Annotated in this window: 28 protein-coding genes; all 28 read left to right on the top strand. The window is 41.0% G+C overall.

The genetic code is table 11. The features are described from left to right. Positions 1–18: 18 nt before the first annotated feature. A complete protein-coding gene (locus HMPREF1481_RS09775; RefSeq protein ID WP_016466466.1) occupies positions 19–1,572 on the top strand; it encodes a hypothetical protein in 1,554 nt (517 codons plus the stop codon). Positions 1,573–1,697: 125 nt separating this feature from the next. After that, positions 1,698–3,905: an anaerobic ribonucleoside-triphosphate reductase gene (gene nrdD, locus HMPREF1481_RS09770; RefSeq protein WP_016466465.1), complete on the top strand. Its 2,208-nt coding sequence runs from the start codon at positions 1,698–1,700 to the stop codon at positions 3,903–3,905. Positions 3,906–3,916: 11 nt separating this feature from the next. Beyond that, positions 3,917–4,057 (top strand): hypothetical protein, encoded by a 141-nt coding sequence (locus HMPREF1481_RS10785; protein WP_000521611.1) that lies wholly within the window; start codon positions 3,917–3,919, stop codon positions 4,055–4,057. Between the two features lie 37 nt (positions 4,058–4,094). Then, on the top strand, positions 4,095–4,595 hold the full coding sequence (locus tag HMPREF1481_RS09765) for a GNAT family N-acetyltransferase (protein ID WP_016466464.1): 501 nt from the start codon (positions 4,095–4,097) through the stop codon (positions 4,593–4,595). 5 nt (positions 4,596–4,600) lie between these two features. After that, positions 4,601–5,197, top strand: coding sequence for an anaerobic ribonucleoside-triphosphate reductase activating protein (nrdG, locus tag HMPREF1481_RS09760; RefSeq protein ID WP_016466463.1), 597 nt, complete (start codon positions 4,601–4,603; stop codon positions 5,195–5,197). Further along, positions 5,194–5,814, top strand: a complete 621-nt coding sequence (locus tag HMPREF1481_RS09755) for a uridine kinase family protein (protein ID WP_016466462.1) — start codon at positions 5,194–5,196, stop codon at positions 5,812–5,814. The genes nrdG and HMPREF1481_RS09755 overlap by 4 nt, the downstream gene beginning before the upstream one ends. 279 nt (positions 5,815–6,093) lie before the next feature. After that, positions 6,094–6,402 carry a 30S ribosomal protein S10 gene (gene rpsJ, locus HMPREF1481_RS09750; RefSeq protein ID WP_003009585.1) on the top strand — a complete coding sequence of 103 codons (309 nt, stop codon included), beginning with the start codon at positions 6,094–6,096 and terminating at the stop codon, positions 6,400–6,402. Between the two features lie 82 nt (positions 6,403–6,484). Further along, positions 6,485–7,111: a 50S ribosomal protein L3 gene (gene rplC / locus HMPREF1481_RS09745; RefSeq protein ID WP_004251088.1), complete on the top strand. Its 627-nt coding sequence runs from the start codon at positions 6,485–6,487 to the stop codon at positions 7,109–7,111. A 24-nt stretch (positions 7,112–7,135) separates the two neighbouring features. Continuing rightward, positions 7,136–7,759 carry a 50S ribosomal protein L4 gene (gene rplD, locus HMPREF1481_RS09740; RefSeq protein WP_000024549.1) on the top strand — a complete coding sequence of 208 codons (624 nt, stop codon included), beginning with the start codon at positions 7,136–7,138 and terminating at the stop codon, positions 7,757–7,759. Then, on the top strand, positions 7,759–8,055 hold the full coding sequence (locus tag HMPREF1481_RS09735; RefSeq protein ID WP_001055347.1) for a 50S ribosomal protein L23: 297 nt from the start codon (positions 7,759–7,761) through the stop codon (positions 8,053–8,055). The genes rplD and HMPREF1481_RS09735 overlap by 1 nt, the downstream gene beginning before the upstream one ends. Positions 8,056–8,072: 17 nt before the next feature. Beyond that, positions 8,073–8,906: a 50S ribosomal protein L2 gene (gene rplB / locus HMPREF1481_RS09730; RefSeq protein ID WP_016466461.1), complete on the top strand. Its 834-nt coding sequence runs from the start codon at positions 8,073–8,075 to the stop codon at positions 8,904–8,906. 102 nt (positions 8,907–9,008) lie between these two features. Then, positions 9,009–9,290 carry a 30S ribosomal protein S19 gene (gene rpsS / locus HMPREF1481_RS09725; protein ID WP_000533766.1) on the top strand — a complete coding sequence of 94 codons (282 nt, stop codon included), beginning with the start codon at positions 9,009–9,011 and terminating at the stop codon, positions 9,288–9,290. 11 nt (positions 9,291–9,301) lie between these two features. Next, a complete protein-coding gene (gene rplV / locus HMPREF1481_RS09720; protein WP_000818137.1) occupies positions 9,302–9,646 on the top strand; it encodes a 50S ribosomal protein L22 in 345 nt (114 codons plus the stop codon). A gap of 12 nt (positions 9,647–9,658) precedes the next feature. After that, positions 9,659–10,312 (top strand): 30S ribosomal protein S3, encoded by a 654-nt coding sequence (rpsC, locus tag HMPREF1481_RS09715; protein ID WP_000529936.1) that lies wholly within the window; start codon positions 9,659–9,661, stop codon positions 10,310–10,312. Positions 10,313–10,315: 3 nt separating this feature from the next. Then, positions 10,316–10,729 (top strand): 50S ribosomal protein L16, encoded by a 414-nt coding sequence (rplP, locus tag HMPREF1481_RS09710; RefSeq protein ID WP_000960948.1) that lies wholly within the window; start codon positions 10,316–10,318, stop codon positions 10,727–10,729. 9 nt (positions 10,730–10,738) lie between these two features. After that, a complete protein-coding gene (rpmC, locus tag HMPREF1481_RS09705) occupies positions 10,739–10,945 on the top strand; it encodes a 50S ribosomal protein L29 (RefSeq protein ID WP_000772918.1) in 207 nt (68 codons plus the stop codon). A gap of 24 nt (positions 10,946–10,969) precedes the next feature. Continuing rightward, on the top strand, positions 10,970–11,230 hold the full coding sequence (gene rpsQ / locus HMPREF1481_RS09700; protein WP_000440801.1) for a 30S ribosomal protein S17: 261 nt from the start codon (positions 10,970–10,972) through the stop codon (positions 11,228–11,230). 25 nt (positions 11,231–11,255) lie between these two features. Continuing rightward, complete coding sequence (rplN, locus tag HMPREF1481_RS09695) at positions 11,256–11,624, top strand: 50S ribosomal protein L14 (RefSeq protein ID WP_000616547.1); 369 nt, start codon at positions 11,256–11,258, stop codon at positions 11,622–11,624. 72 nt (positions 11,625–11,696) lie between these two features. Continuing rightward, complete coding sequence (gene rplX / locus HMPREF1481_RS09690; protein ID WP_000497691.1) at positions 11,697–12,002, top strand: 50S ribosomal protein L24; 306 nt, start codon at positions 11,697–11,699, stop codon at positions 12,000–12,002. Between the two features lie 23 nt (positions 12,003–12,025). After that, positions 12,026–12,568 carry a 50S ribosomal protein L5 gene (gene rplE / locus HMPREF1481_RS09685; protein WP_000013542.1) on the top strand — a complete coding sequence of 181 codons (543 nt, stop codon included), beginning with the start codon at positions 12,026–12,028 and terminating at the stop codon, positions 12,566–12,568. A 17-nt stretch (positions 12,569–12,585) separates the two neighbouring features. Next, positions 12,586–12,771 (top strand): type Z 30S ribosomal protein S14, encoded by a 186-nt coding sequence (locus HMPREF1481_RS09680; protein ID WP_001085699.1) that lies wholly within the window; start codon positions 12,586–12,588, stop codon positions 12,769–12,771. 213 nt (positions 12,772–12,984) lie between these two features. After that, positions 12,985–13,383 carry a 30S ribosomal protein S8 gene (gene rpsH, locus HMPREF1481_RS09675; protein ID WP_004251095.1) on the top strand — a complete coding sequence of 133 codons (399 nt, stop codon included), beginning with the start codon at positions 12,985–12,987 and terminating at the stop codon, positions 13,381–13,383. A 187-nt stretch (positions 13,384–13,570) separates the two neighbouring features. Next, entirely contained in the window at positions 13,571–14,107 is a 537-nt protein-coding gene (gene rplF, locus HMPREF1481_RS09670; protein WP_016466460.1) for a 50S ribosomal protein L6, read from the top strand. Between the two features lie 83 nt (positions 14,108–14,190). Further along, the gene (rplR, locus tag HMPREF1481_RS09665) at positions 14,191–14,547 is read left to right on the top strand and encodes a 50S ribosomal protein L18 (RefSeq protein WP_004251098.1); all 357 of its coding nucleotides are present in this window, start codon (positions 14,191–14,193) and stop codon (positions 14,545–14,547) included. A gap of 17 nt (positions 14,548–14,564) precedes the next feature. Next, positions 14,565–15,059, top strand: a complete 495-nt coding sequence (gene rpsE / locus HMPREF1481_RS09660; RefSeq protein ID WP_004251100.1) for a 30S ribosomal protein S5 — start codon at positions 14,565–14,567, stop codon at positions 15,057–15,059. Between the two features lie 13 nt (positions 15,060–15,072). Then, positions 15,073–15,255: a 50S ribosomal protein L30 gene (rpmD, locus tag HMPREF1481_RS09655; protein WP_000057241.1), complete on the top strand. Its 183-nt coding sequence runs from the start codon at positions 15,073–15,075 to the stop codon at positions 15,253–15,255. A 145-nt stretch (positions 15,256–15,400) separates the two neighbouring features. Continuing rightward, complete coding sequence (gene rplO / locus HMPREF1481_RS09650) at positions 15,401–15,841, top strand: 50S ribosomal protein L15 (RefSeq protein WP_004251104.1); 441 nt, start codon at positions 15,401–15,403, stop codon at positions 15,839–15,841. A 12-nt stretch (positions 15,842–15,853) separates the two neighbouring features. Beyond that, complete coding sequence (secY, locus tag HMPREF1481_RS09645; RefSeq protein ID WP_016466459.1) at positions 15,854–17,164, top strand: preprotein translocase subunit SecY; 1,311 nt, start codon at positions 15,854–15,856, stop codon at positions 17,162–17,164. Positions 17,165–17,216 lie beyond the last annotated feature (52 nt).

The following is a 17,216-nucleotide window of genomic DNA, read 5'->3' as shown; positions in this document are numbered from 1 at the left end:
AAATATAGGAGAGAATGAATGAACGTATATGGCAGATTAGAAGACGAATCGAATCCATATTGGGTGGAAAGTCAAGAAGCTCTGGTGGAAAACGAGGAGCAACTTGAGGTTGAGACTCGTCAACCTGCCCACTTACCATTTTTTAATATCCTAATTTTGAGTACCTTAGTAGTACTTGTGTCTGTGATTCTACCTTATTTATTAGGACTGCTAAGTCCAGAGCAGGCTCAGGATTTCTATAATGGATGGGCTATGCATCAGAGTGGAGATATCTATTCAGATTATTTTGGTACTAGTGGTCTCCTTTATTACTTTTTACAGTATCTGACCAAGGGTAGTATTTTATTTGCTGCCTTTAATTGGTTGGCTTTAGTAGGCGCTGGATTCTTTCTTTTTCATTCAGCTTATAACTTGACGGAGCAAAATAAACAATCGCAGCAAGTATTGACAGTATTTTATATCTTGACTGCTGCTTTTAGCTTTGGTGGTGGCTATGCAACTATCCTTGCCCTCCCGTTCTTGTTCTATGCTCTCAGCATAGTGACTGCTTATTTGGCCGAACCAGACCATGACAAAGGTTTCGTGCGTATTGGAATTAGCTTGGCTCTCGCATTTTTCTTTGCACCTTTAGTTACAACCTTATTTGCATTTGTCTTACTTTTTGCTGTGACGGCTTTTAATGTCAGTCGCAACAACTTGAATCATGGCCTTTATCAATTCTTTGCAGCAGGTCTTGGTTTTTCCATTTTCTTTTATCCAATTGGCTACTATACAGCCTATAAGGGGAGTTTCGGGAACGCCATTAGTCAAATCCTCTACCCAGTAGATAGTTTGAACTTTACGTCTAACCCAGGTTTGCTAGACAACATCCTCTTCTATGGACTGTTGGCAATTGCTCTTGGAGTCTTGACGCTAGTATTTACAGGCCTCTTCCAATCTAAACCATTAAAGCAGTCAGTTTTATCAGTCTTTGCTGCTATAGCTGTCGTTTTGGTGTTAGGTTTAGAAGTGTTTTCTACAGACCTCATCCATGGTTGTCGTATGGTTGAGTTTCTTCCATTCATGACCATTCTTTTACTGACACGGATTCGTACTTGGGAATTAGAGGGAGCCAATCGTCGTAGAAGACGCAGAGAAGAAACTTCGCCATGGGGTGCTTTTATAAAAGGAAATGCCTATTTACCAATTTTTGCCCTAGTTTACCTATTTTTAGCTCCTGTAGTATCACGATATGTGCTTCATGCAGAGCAATATAAAGAGCGTACTAGTATTGAGGCTAAGATTAAAGAGGAAACGCAAGCTACAGATCGTATCTATGTATGGGATAATTTGACAAGCAGTTATAAGGCTAGCGAACGCTTGTCAGCTAGTCAGTTGCTTTCTCCTAGATTACATACAGGAATCGATACAAATCGGACCAAGCTTATAAATAATCTTCGGGATAATCAACCAAAGATGATTGTCGTAAATACAAAGACAACCCTTTGGACAGAGGTAGAGCAGCTTTTAGCTGAAAATTATCAAGCGATTCAAAGTGAATTCAAAGATTTCAAACTCTACAAATTAAAATAAAAATTATCAATATCTTGTGTAATTTTAAAAAAATTTTATTTTTTTACACAAGATATTGATTTTTATTTTTTTAGTGATATAATACTTTTTAGAATCAATATTATATTTAAGAAAAGGGTATGGATATGATTATATTGGAAGAGAAGACTGTCCCTGCTCCAACTTTATTCGTTGAAAAGCGTGATGGCAGACGTGTAATTTTTGATGTAGACAAGATTGACAAAGCACTCCATAAGGCTGCTGAAAAGGTTATGGATGTAACTCCCTTGGTCGAAAAGCGCCTTAGTGCCCTGGTTGAGCGTATCGTTGATGAGATCCATAGCCGTTTCCCACAAGGTGTAAAAATCTATGAAATCCAAAACATCGTTGAACACGAGTTGCTGGAAGCCAAAGAATATGCCTTGGCCGAGGAGTATATCACTTATCGGACACAAAGGGATTTTGAACGCTCAAAAGCGACAGATATCAACTTTAGCATTCATAAACTTCTCAACAAAGATCAGGCGGTTGTCAATGAAAATGCCAATAAAGATAGCGATGTCTTTAACACCCAGCGTGATTTGACGGCCGGGATTGTTGGAAAATCAATCGGACTTCAAATGCTTCCTAAACATGTGGCTAATGCCCATCAAAAAGGGGATATCCACTATCACGATTTGGACTATAGCCCTTACACTCCTATGACCAACTGCTGTTTGATTGATTTCAAGGGTATGTTGGAAAATGGTTTTAAAATTGGGAATGCTGAGGTAGAAAGTCCTAAGTCTATCCAAACTGCGACGGCGCAAATTTCACAAATCATCGCAAACGTCGCATCTAGTCAGTATGGGGGATGTTCAGCAGACCGTATTGATGAAGTTTTGGCTCCTTATGCAGAGAAAAATTACCAAAAACACCTCAAGGATGCGGAGGAATGGGTGCTATCTGATAAGCGCGAAGAATACGCATGGAAGAAAACTCAAAAAGACATCTATGATGCCATGCAATCTCTAGAGTACGAGATTAACACCCTCTTTACATCAAATGGACAAACACCTTTTACTTCACTTGGTTTCGGTTTAGGGACCAGTCGTTTTGAACGTGAAATTCAAAAGGCAATCTTGAACATTCGGATTAAGGGGCTTGGTTCAGAACACCGTACAGCCATCTTCCCGAAACTTATCTTTACTCTTAAAAAAGGTCTTAACTTAGAGGAAGGCTCTCCTAACTACGACATTAAACAATTGGCTCTCGAGTGTGCCACTAAGCGCATGTATCCGGATGTTTTGTCTTACGATAAGATTGTCGAGTTGACAGGTTCTTTCAAGGTTCCGATGGGTTGCCGTTCTTTCCTCCAAGGTTGGAAGGATGAAAATGGAGTAGAAGTCAACTCAGGTCGTATGAATCTAGGTGTGGTAACGGTCAATCTTCCTCGTATTGCCCTTGAATCTGAAGGCGACTTGAACAAGTTCTGGGAAATCTTCAATGAGCGCATGAATATCGCAGAAGATGCACTGGTCTACCGTGTAGAGCGAACCAAGGAAGCGACACCAGCTAATGCGCCTATCCTCTATCAATACGGTGCTTTCGGCCGTCGTCTTGGTAAGGAAGAAAGTGTTGACGAGCTCTTTAAGAATCGCCGTGCTACTGTTTCGCTTGGCTATATTGGACTTTATGAAGTAGCGACAGTATTCTTTGGCAACAATTGGGAAACCAATCCAGAAGCTAAAGAATTCACCCTTGATATCATTCGAGATATGAAACATCGAGTAGAAGAGTGGTCAGACCAATATGGTTATCACTTCTCAATCTATTCAACACCATCTGAAAGTTTAACGGATCGTTTCTGTCGTTTGGACACAGAGAAATTTGGTTCTATTCCAGACATCACAGATAAAGAGTACTACACAAATTCCTTCCATTATGATGTGCGTAAAAATCCAACACCGTTTGAAAAGTTAGACTTTGAGAAGGTTTATCCAGAAGCGGGTGCGTCAGGTGGCTTTATCCACTACTGTGAATATCCAGTTCTTCAACAAAATCCAAAGGCCTTGGAAGCTGTTTGGGACTATGCTTATGATCGTGTAGGTTATCTAGGAACTAATACTCCGATTGATCGTTGCTACAAGTGTGATTTTGAAGGAGATTTTGATCCAACTGAGAGAGGTTTTGCATGTCCTAACTGTGGCAATAGCGACCCTAAAACAGTAGATGTGGTTAAACGAACCTGCGGATATCTTGGAAACCCACAAGCGCGTCCGATGGTTAATGGACGCCACAAGGAAATTGCTGCGCGTGTCAAACATATGAACGGTTCAACTATTAAAACAGCAGGACATGAAGTAAGAAATTAGAAAGAGATAGAATGGGAAAATATCAATTAGATGATAAGGGAAAGGCCTTGGTTCAACGATTCCACGAAAAACATTCAAAGGGTGGAGTCAATAAAAAAGATCGAGTGGCTAGCCTAAGAGAGCAATTTTTAAATAAGAATAAGAAAAAGTGAGAGTCCGCTCTCGCTTTTCTCTTAGCTGGAGGAATACATGGAATTACGCAGACCAACATTAGCAGATAAAGAAACCATTCTAAACATGATGGCAGAGTTTGAACAGATCCAGTCGGCTCACGACGGCGGCTTTTGGGATGCTGAGAACTTTGATTATGAAGAGTGGCTAGAAACTAACCTTAATAAAGAAATGGGAATAAAATTGCCTGAAAATCGTGTTCCATCAATTCAGTTCGTATTGTTTGATAAATCAGATCATGCTTTAGGTTTTTTAAGTTTACGGTTGAGACTAAATGAGGGATTGCTGAATCATGCTGGCCATATCGGCTACTCCATCCGTCCGTCTGAAAGGGGCAAAGGCTATGCCAAAGAGTCCCTCCAGCAAGGTCTACAAATTGCCAAGGAAAAGAATATCAAACGAGCGCTTGTGACTTGTAGCACAGAAAATCCTGCCAGCCGAGCTGTTATCTTAGCTAATGGTGGGAAGTTAGAGGATGTTCGAAATGGAACGGAGCGCTATTGGATAGAGTTGGAGTAGAAAGTATGACATGGAATACACCAAAACCAGGCGAGTGGAAGAGCGAGGAATTGAGCCAAGGTCGAATCATCGACTACAAGGCTTTCAACTTTGTTGATGGCGAAGGGGTGCGCAATTCGCTTTATGTAGCAGGATGTATGTTTCACTGTGAAGGTTGCTACAATGTAGCGACCTGGTCATTTAATGTAGGGATTCCTTATACGCCAGAGTTGGAAGAACAGATTATGGCAGATCTTGCCCAGCCTTATGTTCAAGGGCTGACCTTACTCGGTGGAGAGCCATTCCTCAATACAGGTATTCTCTTGCCCCTTGTAAAACGTATTCGGAAAGAGTTACCAGAAAAAGATATCTGGTCTTGGACGGGCTACACTTGGGAAGAAATGATGTTGGAGACGCCTGACAAATTGGAGCTTTTATCGCTGATTGATATCCTAGTCGATGGTCGCTATGATCGTAGCAAGAGAAATCTTATGCTACAGTTCCGTGGCTCTTCTAATCAGCGGATTATCGATGTTCAAAAATCTCTTAAAAGCGGGAAAGTCATTATTTGGGAAAAGCTTAACGATGGGAAACAAAGCTATGAACAGGTCAAGAGAGAATGAAGAAAAAAGAGTTAATAAAAAGACTAGTATCTGAAATAGAGTCGGGAAAAATAAAAACGCTGGGTATCTACGGTCACGGAGCTTCAGGGAAATCAACTTTTGCCCAAGAATTATACCAAGCATTGGATGCTGAAAAGGTAAATTTACTAGAGACAGATCCCTATATTACTTCAGGACGACATTTGGTAGTGCCTAAAGAAATACCGGACCAAAAGGTGACAGCATGTTTGCCAGTGGCACATGAACTGGCAAGCTTACAGAGAGATATTCTAGCGTTGCAAGCGGGTATGGATGTCTTGACAATCGAAGAACCTTGGAAGGCTAGTGAGGTATTATCGGGAGCAAAACCGATTCTGATAGTCGAAGGGATGTCTGTGGGTTTTCTACCCAAGGAACTCTTTGACAAAACTGTTTGTTTCTACACGGATGAAGAAACTGAGTTGGAGCGTCGTCTGGGAAGAGATACCACTGTGAGGAAAAGCGAAGCCACGTTTGTTCGTGAGACTCATCAAATCAGACGCGGACAATATCGCCGTTATTATCAAGAAACAGAAAAAGAGGCGGATGTGTTAATTAACCAATCTAAAAATCAGTTTAAAATAGAAAAGGACTATTAAAGAACTACTTAAATAGGAAAAGATATATATAAATTAAGAATAGATTGTCTTTTTTGTTTCAGAAATGTACGAAAACAGTTTCATCTAAAAAATTAAAAAATTCTTGTCAAATCCCTTGCAATCGCAGGGTCTTTGTGTTATTCTATTATGGTGCTGTAAATTACAGCCTTAGCTTTGATGCAAGAGGTTGCGACACGCTCGGTTGCATTGCCACGCAACGCGCGTCGGTTTTCTTGTGGAGCTAGCCTATTATCTTAAATAGACGAAAAGGAGAAAAAGATGGCAAACAAAAAAATCCGTATCCGTTTGAAAGCTTACGAACACCGTACGCTTGACACAGCGGCTGCAAAAATCGTAGAATCAGCTACTCGTACAGGTGCACAAGTTGCGGGTCCAATCCCACTTCCAACTGAGCGTAGCCTCTACACAATCATTCGTGCGACTCACAAATATAAAGATTCTCGCGAACAATTCGAAATGCGTACACACAAACGTTTGATCGACATCATCAACCCAACTCAAAAAACAGTTGACGCTTTGATGAAATTGGATCTTCCAAGTGGTGTAAACGTAGAAATCAAACTTTAATTTAAAGCTTGATACCTTGAGCATAAAAAACGCTCGTTAAAAACTTTTTGAATAAAAAATATAGAAAAGGAACTATTTTCTCATGACAAAAGGAATCTTAGGGAAAAAAGTGGGAATGACTCAAATCTTCACTGAAGCTGGCGAATTGATCCCTGTAACAGTTATCGAAGCAACTCCAAACGTTGTTCTTCAAGTTAAAACTGTTGAAACAGATGGTTACAACGCTATCCAAGTTGGTTTCGATGACAAACGCGAAGTATTGAGCAACAAACCTGCTAAAGGACATGTAGCAAAAGCTAACACGGCTCCTAAGCGCTTCATTCGTGAATTCAAAAACGTTGAAGGCTTGGAAGTTGGTGCTGAAATCACAGTTGAAACTTTCGCAGCTGGAGACATTGTTGATGTAACTGGTACATCTAAAGGTAAAGGTTTCCAAGGTGTTATCAAACGCCACGGACAATCACGTGGACCTATGGCTCACGGTTCTCGTTACCACCGTCGTCCAGGTTCTATGGGACCTGTTGCACCTAACCGCGTATTCAAAGGCAAAAACCTTGCAGGACGTATGGGTGGCGACCGCGTAACAATTCAAAACCTTGAAGTTGTACAAGTTGTTCCAGAAAAGAACGTTATCCTTATCAAAGGTAACGTACCAGGTGCTAAGAAATCTCTTATCACTATCAAGTCAGCAGTTAAAGCTGGTAAATAATAAGGAAAGGGGAATACAGTCAAAATGGCAAATGTAACATTATTCGACCAAACTGGTAAACAAGCGGGCGAAGTTGTTCTTAACGATGCAATCTTTGGTATCGAACCAAACCAATCTGTTGTGTTTGATGTGATCATCAGCCAACGTGCTAGCCTTCGTCAAGGAACTCACGCAGTTAAAAACCGCTCAGCTGTTTCAGGTGGCGGACGCAAACCATGGCGTCAAAAAGGAACTGGACGTGCTCGTCAAGGTTCTATCCGCTCTCCACAATGGCGTGGTGGTGGAATCGTCTTCGGACCAACTCCACGTAGCTATGCGTACAAACTTCCTCAAAAAGTTCGTCGCCTTGCGCTTAAATCTGTTTACTCAGAAAAAGTTGCTGAAAACAAATTTGTAGCCGTTGATTCTCTTGAATTTACAGCTCCAAAAACTGCTGAATTTGCAAAAGTTCTTGCAGCTTTGAGCATCGATTCTAAAGTCCTTGTTATTCTTGAAGAAGGAAACGAATTCGCAGCTCTTTCAGCTCGTAACCTTCCAAACGTGAAAGTTGCGACTGCTACAACTGCAAGTGTTCTTGACATCGCAAATAGTGACAAACTTCTTGTTACTCAAGCAGCTATCTCTAAAATCGAGGAGGTTCTTGCATAATGAATTTGTATGATGTTATCAAAAAACCTGTTATCACTGAAAGCTCAATGGCTCAACTTGAAGCAGGAAAATATGTATTTGAAGTTGACACTCGCGCACACAAACTTTTGATCAAGCAAGCTGTTGAAGCTGCTTTCGAAGGTGTTAAAGTTGCAAATGTTAACACAATCAACGTAAAACCTAAAGCTAAACGTGTTGGACGTTACACTGGTTTTACTAACAAAACTAAAAAAGCTATCATCACTCTTACAGCTGATTCAAAAGCAATCGAGTTGTTTGCAGCTGAAGCTGAATAATCTAAGGAGGAAATATCGTGGGAATTCGTGTTTATAAACCAACAACAAACGGTCGCCGTAATATGACTTCTTTGGATTTCGCTGAAATCACAACAAGCACACCAGAAAAAACTTTGCTTGTTGCTTTGAAGAACAAGGCTGGTCGTAACAACAACGGTCGTATCACTGTTCGTCACCAAGGTGGTGGACACAAACGTTTCTACCGTTTGGTTGACTTCAAACGTAACAAAGACAACGTTGAAGCAGTTGTTAAAACTATCGAGTACGATCCAAACCGTTCTGCAAACATCGCTCTTGTACACTACACTGACGGTGTGAAAGCTTACATCATCGCTCCAAAAGGTCTTGAAGTTGGTCAACGTATCGTTTCAGGTCCAGATGCAGATATCAAAGTCGGAAACGCTCTTCCGCTTGCTAACATCCCAGTTGGTACTTTGATCCACAACATCGAATTGAAACCAGGTCGTGGTGGAGAATTGGTACGTGCTGCTGGAGCATCAGCTCAAGTATTGGGTCAAGAAGGTAAATACGTTCTTGTTCGTCTTCAATCAGGTGAAGTTCGTATGATTCTTGGAACTTGTCGTGCAACAGTTGGTGTTGTCGGAAACGAACAACATGGGCTTGTAAACCTTGGTAAAGCAGGACGTAGCCGTTGGAAAGGTATCCGCCCAACAGTTCGTGGTTCTGTAATGAACCCTAACGATCACCCACACGGTGGTGGTGAAGGTAAAGCACCAGTTGGTCGTAAAGCACCATCAACTCCATGGGGCAAACCTGCTCTTGGTCTTAAAACTCGTAACAAGAAAGCGAAATCTGACAAACTTATCGTTCGTCGTCGCAACGAGAAATAATTTTAAACTAGTCGCTTAAGTGCTAGATGATCCGCCAGCTCGGTAGCGCTCCTCGTGAGCGCAAGCCGCTGTGGTACTATATTTAAAGGAGAAAATATTAAAATGGGACGCAGTCTTAAAAAAGGACCTTTCGTCGATGAGCATTTGATGAAAAAAGTTGAAGCTCAAGCTAACGACGAAAAGAAAAAAGTTATCAAAACTTGGTCACGTCGTTCAACGATTTTCCCAAGTTTCATTGGTTACACTATCGCAGTTTATGATGGACGTAAACACGTACCTGTTTACATCCAAGAAGACATGGTAGGTCACAAGCTTGGTGAATTTGCACCAACTCGTACTTACAAAGGTCACGCTGCAGACGACAAGAAGACACGTAGAAAATAAGGAGAACATAAATGGCAGAAATTACTTCAGCTAAAGCAATGGCTCGCACAGTACGTGTTTCACCTCGTAAATCACGTCTTGTTCTTGACAACATCCGTGGTAAAAGCGTAGCCGATGCAATCGCAATTTTGACATTCACTCCAAACAAAGCTGCTGAAATCATCTTGAAAGTTTTGAACTCAGCTGTAGCTAACGCTGAAAACAACTTTGGTTTGGATAAAGCTAACTTGGTAGTATCTGAAGCATTCGCAAACGAAGGACCAACTATGAAACGTTTCCGTCCACGTGCGAAAGGTTCAGCTTCACCAATCAACAAACGTACAGCTCACATCACTGTAGCTGTTGCAGAAAAATAAGGAGGTAAAATCGTGGGTCAAAAAGTACATCCAATTGGTATGCGTGTCGGCATCATCCGTGATTGGGATGCCAAATGGTATGCTGAAAAAGAATACGCGGATTACCTTCATGAAGATCTTGCAATCCGTAAATTCGTTCAAAAAGAACTTGCTGACGCAGCAGTTTCAACTATTGAAATCGAACGCGCAGTAAACAAAGTTAACGTTTCACTTCACACTGCTAAACCAGGTATGGTTATCGGTAAAGGTGGTGCTAACGTTGATGCACTCCGTGCAAAACTTAACAAATTGACTGGAAAACAAGTACACATCAACATCATCGAAATCAAACAACCTGATTTGGATGCTCACCTTGTTGGTGAAGGCATTGCTCGTCAATTGGAGCAACGTGTTGCTTTCCGTCGTGCACAAAAACAAGCAATCCAACGTGCTATGCGTGCTGGAGCTAAAGGAATTAAAACTCAAGTATCAGGTCGTTTGAACGGTGCAGATATCGCTCGTGCAGAAGGATACTCTGAAGGTACAGTTCCACTTCACACACTTCGCGCAGATATCGATTACGCTTGGGAAGAAGCAGATACTACATACGGTAAACTTGGTGTTAAAGTATGGATCTACCGTGGTGAAGTTCTTCCAGCTCGTAAAAACACTAAAGGAGGTAAATAACCAATGTTAGTACCTAAACGTGTTAAACACCGTCGTGAATTCCGTGGTAAAATGCGCGGTGAAGCTAAAGGTGGTAAAGAAGTAGCATTCGGTGAATACGGTCTTCAAGCTACAACTAGCCACTGGATCACTAACCGCCAAATCGAGGCTGCTCGTATCGCCATGACTCGTTACATGAAACGTGGTGGTAAAGTTTGGATTAAAATCTTCCCACACAAATCATACACAGCAAAAGCTATCGGGGTTCGTATGGGATCTGGTAAAGGGGCACCTGAAGGTTGGGTAGCACCAGTTAAACGTGGTAAAGTAATGTTTGAAGTTGCTGGTGTATCTGAAGAGATCGCTCGCGAAGCGCTTCGTCTTGCAAGCCACAAATTGCCAGTTAAATGTAAATTCGTAAAACGTGAAGCAGAATAAGGAGAAGGCATGAAACTTAATGAAGTAAAAGAATTTGTTAAAGAACTTCGTGGTCTTTCTCAAGAAGAACTCGCGAAGCGCGAAAACGAATTGAAAAAAGAATTGTTTGAACTTCGTTTCCAAGCTGCTACTGGTCAATTAGAACAAACAGCTCGCTTGAAAGAAGTTAAAAAACAAATCGCTCGTATCAAAACAGTTCAATCTGAAGCGAAATAATAGACTAGGGAAGGAGAAATTTCAATGGAACGCAATAATCGTAAAGTTCTTGTTGGACGTGTTGTATCTGACAAAATGGACAAGACAATCACAGTTGTAGTTGAAACAAAACGTAACCACCCAGTCTATGGTAAACGTATTAACTACTCTAAAAAATACAAAGCACATGATGAAAACAATGTTGCCAAAGAAGGCGATATCGTACGTATCATGGAAACTCGCCCGCTTTCAGCTACAAAACGTTTCCGTCTTGTAGAAGTTGTTGAAGAAGCGGTTATCATCTAATCAAGCCTGAAAGGAGAAAACTGAAATGATTCAAACAGAAACTCGTTTGAAAGTCGCAGACAACAGCGGTGCACGCGAAATCTTGACTATCAAAGTTCTTGGTGGTTCTAAACGTAAATTTGCGAACATCGGTGATGTTATTGTGGCATCTGTAAAACAAGCTACTCCTGGTGGTGCGGTTAAAAAAGGTGACGTTGTTAAAGCAGTTATCGTTCGTACTAAATCAGGTGCTCGTCGTGCTGATGGTTCATACATCAAATTTGACGAAAACGCAGCAGTTATCATCCGTGACGACAAAACTCCTCGCGGAACACGTATCTTTGGCCCAGTTGCACGTGAATTGCGTGAAGGTGGCTTCATGAAGATCGTGTCACTTGCTCCAGAAGTACTTTAATCAATAAAAACAAACACAGTCCCCTGGCCTAGCCAGGGTGCCCATTGGGCGTAAGAATAAAAGGAGAAAAAAATGTTTGTAAAAAAAGGCGACAAAGTTCGCGTAATCGCTGGTAAAGATAAGGGAACAGAAGCTGTTGTCCTTACTGCCCTTCCAAAAGTAAACAAAGTTATCGTTGAAGGTGTTAACATCGTTAAGAAACACCAACGTCCAACTAACGAACTTCCTCAAGGTGGTATCATCGAGAAGGAAGCAGCTATCCACGTATCAAACGTCCAAGTTTTGGACAAAAATGGTGTAGCTGGCCGTGTTGGTTACAAATTTGTAGACGGTAAAAAAGTTCGCTACAACAAAAAATCAGGCGAAGTGCTTGATTAATCACGAAGGAAAGGAGAAGTATAATGGCAAATCGTTTAAAAGAAAAATATCTTAATGAAGTAGTTCCTGCTTTGACAGAACAATTTAACTACTCATCAGTGATGGCTGTTCCTAAAGTGGATAAGATCGTTTTGAACATGGGTGTTGGTGAAGCAGTATCAAACGCTAAAAGCCTTGAAAAAGCTGCTGAAGAATTGGCGCTTATCTCAGGTCAAAAACCACTTATCACTAAAGCTAAAAAATCTATCGCCGGCTTCCGTCTTCGTGAAGGTGTTGCGATCGGTGCAAAAGTTACCCTTCGTGGTGAACGTATGTACGAATTCTTGGATAAATTGGTTTCAGTATCACTTCCACGTGTACGTGACTTCCACGGTGTTCCAACAAAATCATTTGACGGACGCGGAAACTACACACTTGGTGTGAAAGAGCAATTGATTTTCCCAGAAATCAACTTTGATGACGTTGACAAAACTCGCGGTCTTGACATCGTTATCGTAACTACTGCTAACACAGACGAAGAGTCACGTGCATTGCTTACAGGCCTTGGAATGCCTTTTGCAAAATAATATAGGAGGTATAACTAATGGCTAAAAAATCTATGATTGCTAAGAACAAACGCCCAGCGAAGTTCTCTACTCAAGCATACACTCGCTGTGAACGTTGTGGACGTCCACACTCAGTTTACCGCAAGTTTAAACTTTGCCGTGTTTGCTTCCGTGAATTGGCATATAAAGGTCAAATCCCTGGTGTAACAAAAGCATCTTGGTAATATCGTGATACAAAGAGCGTAACAACCCCAGCAAAAATAGGAGATTTGGTGCAGGAGCGGTGCTCCAAGACAAATCTATCTTTTTTTGCCCAGGTTGTAGCTCGTGTTCAAATGAGATTATCTTGTTTGAATGTGTCAATACTATCTGAGCCCAGCTCAATCATTAACTAGCAAGTGCAACTTGCAAACTACTAGTAAGAGGAGAAAAATAAAATGGTTATGACTGACCCAATCGCAGACTTCCTAACTCGTATTCGTAACGCTAACCAAGCAAAACACGAAGTACTTGAAGTACCTGCATCAAACATCAAAAAAGGGATTGCTGAAATCCTTAAACGCGAAGGTTTTGTTAAGAACGTAGAAATCATCGAAGATGACAAACAAGGCATCATCCGTGTATTCCTTAAATACGGAGCAAACGGTGAACGAGTTATCACTAACTTGAAACGCGTTTCTAAACCAGGACTTCGTGTCTACAAAAAACGTGAAGATCTTCCAAAAGTTCTTAACGGACTTGGAATTGCTATCCTTTCAACTTCTGAAGGTTTGCTTACTGATAAAGAAGCTCGCCAAAAGAATGTTGGTGGTGAGGTTATCGCTTACGTTTGGTAATATTTAGCTCCCAATTTCTTTGTGACTCTTCGTTATCGTCTCTAGCCTAACCAAAAGTTATGCCTGCGAGACGATGCCTAGATTCACTTTGAAATTGAAATCTAAATATTCCTTTAAATCGAGAAATCGATTTAACCCCGTGAAAACTGGCCTTTATGGCCTGACAATTTAACAGGAGAATAAAAACATGTCACGTATTGGTAATAAAGTTATCGTGTTGCCTGCTGGTGTTGAACTCACTAACAATGACAACGTTGTAACTGTAAAAGGACCTAAAGGAGAACTTACTCGTGAGTTCTCAAAAGATATTGAAATCCGTGTGGAAGGTACTGAAGTAACTCTTCACCGTCCAAACGATTCAAAAGAAATGAAAACTATCCACGGAACTACTCGTGCACTTTTGAACAACATGGTTATTGGTGTTTCAGAAGGATTCAAGAAAGAACTTGAAATGCGTGGGGTTGGTTACCGTGCACAACTTCAAGGAAACAAACTTGTTTTGGCTGTTGGTAAATCACATCCAGACGAAGTTGAAGCTCCAGAAGGAATTACTTTTGAACTTCCAAACCCAACGACTATCGTTATCAGCGGAATTTCAAAAGAAAAAGTTGGTCAAACAGCTGCTTACGTACGTAGCCTTCGTTCACCAGAACCATACAAAGGTAAAGGTATCCGTTACGTTGGCGAATATGTTCGTCTTAAAGAAGGTAAAACTGGTAAATAATGTTGAGTGGTTGATTTTCAACCACCAACCTCATTACCAACTTAGTGCATAGCACACGATTTAAAATTAAAGAGGTGAAAACTGTGATTTCTAAACCAGATAAAAACAAACTCCGCCAAAAACGCCACCGTCGCGTTCGCGGAAAACTCTCTGGAACTGCTGATCGCCCACGTTTGAACGTATTCCGTTCTAATACAGGCATCTACGCTCAAGTGATTGATGACGTAGCGGGTGTAACGCTCGCAAGTGCTTCAACTCTTGACAAAGAAGTTTCAAAAGGAACTAAAACTGAACAAGCCGTTGCTGTCGGTAAACTCGTTGCAGAACGTGCAAGTGCTAAAGGTATTTCAGAAGTGGTGTTCGACCGCGGTGGATATCTATATCACGGACGTGTGAAAGCTTTGGCTGATGCAGCTCGTGAAAACGGATTGAAATTCTAATAGGAGGACACTAGAAAATGGCATTTAAAGACAATGCAGTAGAACTTGAAGAACGCGTAGTTGCTGTTAACCGTGTTACAAAAGTTGTTAAAGGTGGACGTCGTCTTCGTTTCGCAGCTCTTGTAGTTGTTGGTGACCGCAATGGTCGTGTAGGATTTGGTACTGGTAAAGCTCAAGAAGTTCCAGAAGCAATCCGCAAAGCAGTAGAAGATGCTAAGAAAAACTTGATCGAAGTTCCTATGGTTGGAACAACAATCCCACATGAAGTTCTTTCAGAATTCGGTGGAGCTAAAGTATTGTTGAAACCAGCTGTAGAAGGTTCTGGAGTTGCCGCAGGTGGTGCAGTTCGTGCCGTTGTGGAATTGGCAGGTGTGGCAGATATTACATCTAAATCACTTGGCTCTAACACTCCAATCAACATTGTTCGTGCAACTGTTGAAGGTTTGAAACAATTGAAACGCGCTGAAGAAGTTGCTGCCCTTCGTGGTATTTCAGTTTCTGATTTGGCATAAGAAAGGGGATAAAATGGCTCAAATTAAAATTACTTTGACTAAGTCTCCAATCGGACGCATTCCATCACAACGTAAAACTGTTGTAGCACTTGGACTTGGCAAATTGAACAGCTCTGTTATTAAAGAAGATAACGCTGCTATCCGTGGTATGATCACTGCAGTATCTCACTTGGTAACAGTTGAAGAAGTAAACTAATAAAATTTTAGGGGATGTGCATAAGACCATCCCCTAAAACTAGATATAGTCATCTTAGATGACTCAGTATAGGCGAGTTGATAGGAGAGACAACCTTTTCTCTCTTATCGGCGCTAGCATTTTACAAAAGAGGAGAAAATATATAATGAAACTTCATGAATTGAAACCTGCAGAAGGTTCTCGTAAAACTCGTAACCGTGTTGGTCGTGGTACTTCATCAGGTAACGGTAAAACATCTGGTCGTGGTCAAAAAGGTCAAAAAGCTCGTAGCGGTGGCGGAGTACGCCTTGGTTTTGAAGGTGGACAAACTCCATTGTTCCGTCGTCTTCCAAAACGTGGATTTACTAACATCAACGCTAAAGAATATGCGATTGTAAACCTTGATCAATTGAACGCCTTTGATGACGGTGCTGAAGTAACTCCAGTGGTACTTGTAGAATCAGGAATTGTTAAATCTGAAAAATCAGGTATCAAGATTCTTGGTAACGGTGAGTTGACTAAGAAGTTGACTGTTAAAGCTGCTAAATTCTCTAAATCAGCTGAAGAAGCTATCACTGCTAAAGGTGGTTCAGTTGAAGTCATCTAAGTGAGGTGACCTATGTTTTTTAAATTATTGAGAGAAGCATTCAAAGTTAAACAAGTTCGATCAAAAATTCTATTTACAATTTTTATCGTATTTGTATTTCGTATCGGTACTAGCATCACTGTACCGTGGGTAAATGCAAATAGCTTGAACGCTTTGAGTGGACTATCCTTCTTGAATATGTTGAGCTTGGTGTCAGGGAATGCCATGAAAAATTTCTCAGTTTTTGCGCTTGGGGTTAGTCCTTACATCACAGCATCAATCGTCGTCCAACTCTTGCAAATGGATTTATTACCAAAGTTTGTAGAGTGGGGCAAACAGGGGGAAGTTGGTCGTAGAAAGTTAAACCAAGCGACTCGATACATTGCGCTTGTGCTTGCATTTGTTCAATCAGTCGGGATTACTGCTGGATTTAACGCTCTGTCTGGAGCTAAACTTTTGACTGTACCACTTACACCACAAGTTTTCCTTATAATTGGTGGAATTTTAACAGCAGGAAGCATGATTGTGACCTGGTTGGGAGAGCAAATCACAGATAAGGGATACGGGAATGGTGTTTCAATGATTATCTTTGCAGGGATTGTTGCTTCAATTCCTGATATGATTAAAGGCATCTATGTGGATTACTTTGTCAATGTACCAAGCAGTCGTTTGACATCGTCTCTTATTTTCGTTGCCATCTTAATCGTTGCTGTTTTGTTGATTGTTTACTTTACAACTTACGTTGAACAAGCTAAATACAAGATTCCAATTCAGTATACAAAGGTAGCTCAAGGTGCACCATCAAGTTCGTATCTTCCTTTGAAGATTAACCCTGCTGGGGTTATCCCAGTTATCTTTGCCAGCTCCATTACAGCAGCGCCGGCAGCAATCTTACAATTTGTAAGTGCATCTGGTCTCAACTGGGAGTGGGTAAAAACAGCTCAAGAGTTGGTATCTACATCAACTCCTTCAGGTGTTGCTTTGTATGCTCTGTTGATTATTCTCTTTACATTCTTCTATACATTTGTACAGATTAATCCAGAGAAAGCTGCAGAGAATTTACAAAAGAGTGGAGCTTATATCCATGGTGTCCGTCCAGGTAAAGGGACAGAAGAGTACATGTCAAAACTTCTTCGTCGCCTCGCAACTGTCGGATCTCTCTTCCTAGGTGTTATTTCTATCTTACCTATCGTAGCTAAAGATTTATTTGGTCTTTCAGAGGTTGTTGCTTTTGGGGGAACAAGTTTGCTCATCATTATCTCTACAGGTATTGAAGGAATTAAACAATTGGAAGGATATCTATTGAAACGTAAGTATGTTGGTTTCTTAGATACAACAGAATAATTGTAATAGAAAATAAAATTCACTATTGCTCAGAGAGTGGAGTGTAAAAATC

This window comes from Streptococcus sp. HPH0090 (genome assembly GCF_000411475.1).
Lineage (GTDB): Bacteria > Bacillota > Bacilli > Lactobacillales > Streptococcaceae > Streptococcus.
Note: the sequence above shows the minus strand (reverse complement) of the source record. Positions and strands in the feature narration are given on the sequence as shown.

Excerpts from the sequence above, each read along its gene's own strand:
- HMPREF1481_RS10785 (WP_000521611.1), top strand. The coding sequence starts at position 3,917 with ATGGGAAAATATCAATTAGATGATAAGGGAAAGGCCTTGGTTCAACGA.
- rplV (WP_000818137.1), top strand. The coding sequence starts at position 9,302 with ATGGCAGAAATTACTTCAGCTAAAGCAATGGCTCGCACAGTACGTGTT.
- secY (WP_016466459.1), top strand. The coding sequence starts at position 15,854 with ATGTTTTTTAAATTATTGAGAGAAGCATTCAAAGTTAAACAAGTTCGA.
- HMPREF1481_RS09765 (WP_016466464.1), top strand. The coding sequence starts at position 4,095 with ATGGAATTACGCAGACCAACATTAGCAGATAAAGAAACCATTCTAAAC.
- nrdG (WP_016466463.1), top strand. The coding sequence starts at position 4,601 with ATGACATGGAATACACCAAAACCAGGCGAGTGGAAGAGCGAGGAATTG.
- rpsE (WP_004251100.1), top strand. The coding sequence starts at position 14,565 with ATGGCATTTAAAGACAATGCAGTAGAACTTGAAGAACGCGTAGTTGCT.
- HMPREF1481_RS09775 (WP_016466466.1), top strand. The coding sequence starts at position 19 with ATGAACGTATATGGCAGATTAGAAGACGAATCGAATCCATATTGGGTG.
- rpsQ (WP_000440801.1), top strand. The coding sequence starts at position 10,970 with ATGGAACGCAATAATCGTAAAGTTCTTGTTGGACGTGTTGTATCTGAC.
- HMPREF1481_RS09755 (WP_016466462.1), top strand. The coding sequence starts at position 5,194 with ATGAAGAAAAAAGAGTTAATAAAAAGACTAGTATCTGAAATAGAGTCG.
- HMPREF1481_RS09680 (WP_001085699.1), top strand. The coding sequence starts at position 12,586 with ATGGCTAAAAAATCTATGATTGCTAAGAACAAACGCCCAGCGAAGTTC.
- rplN (WP_000616547.1), top strand. The coding sequence starts at position 11,256 with ATGATTCAAACAGAAACTCGTTTGAAAGTCGCAGACAACAGCGGTGCA.
- HMPREF1481_RS09735 (WP_001055347.1), top strand. The coding sequence starts at position 7,759 with ATGAATTTGTATGATGTTATCAAAAAACCTGTTATCACTGAAAGCTCA.
- rplD (WP_000024549.1), top strand. The coding sequence starts at position 7,136 with ATGGCAAATGTAACATTATTCGACCAAACTGGTAAACAAGCGGGCGAA.
- rplC (WP_004251088.1), top strand. The coding sequence starts at position 6,485 with ATGACAAAAGGAATCTTAGGGAAAAAAGTGGGAATGACTCAAATCTTC.
- rpsH (WP_004251095.1), top strand. The coding sequence starts at position 12,985 with ATGGTTATGACTGACCCAATCGCAGACTTCCTAACTCGTATTCGTAAC.
- rplF (WP_016466460.1), top strand. The coding sequence starts at position 13,571 with ATGTCACGTATTGGTAATAAAGTTATCGTGTTGCCTGCTGGTGTTGAA.
- rpmC (WP_000772918.1), top strand. The coding sequence starts at position 10,739 with ATGAAACTTAATGAAGTAAAAGAATTTGTTAAAGAACTTCGTGGTCTT.
- rpsJ (WP_003009585.1), top strand. The coding sequence starts at position 6,094 with ATGGCAAACAAAAAAATCCGTATCCGTTTGAAAGCTTACGAACACCGT.
- rpmD (WP_000057241.1), top strand. The coding sequence starts at position 15,073 with ATGGCTCAAATTAAAATTACTTTGACTAAGTCTCCAATCGGACGCATT.
- nrdD (WP_016466465.1), top strand. The coding sequence starts at position 1,698 with ATGATTATATTGGAAGAGAAGACTGTCCCTGCTCCAACTTTATTCGTT.
- rpsS (WP_000533766.1), top strand. The coding sequence starts at position 9,009 with ATGGGACGCAGTCTTAAAAAAGGACCTTTCGTCGATGAGCATTTGATG.
- rplP (WP_000960948.1), top strand. The coding sequence starts at position 10,316 with ATGTTAGTACCTAAACGTGTTAAACACCGTCGTGAATTCCGTGGTAAA.
- rplO (WP_004251104.1), top strand. The coding sequence starts at position 15,401 with ATGAAACTTCATGAATTGAAACCTGCAGAAGGTTCTCGTAAAACTCGT.
- rplX (WP_000497691.1), top strand. The coding sequence starts at position 11,697 with ATGTTTGTAAAAAAAGGCGACAAAGTTCGCGTAATCGCTGGTAAAGAT.
- rplE (WP_000013542.1), top strand. The coding sequence starts at position 12,026 with ATGGCAAATCGTTTAAAAGAAAAATATCTTAATGAAGTAGTTCCTGCT.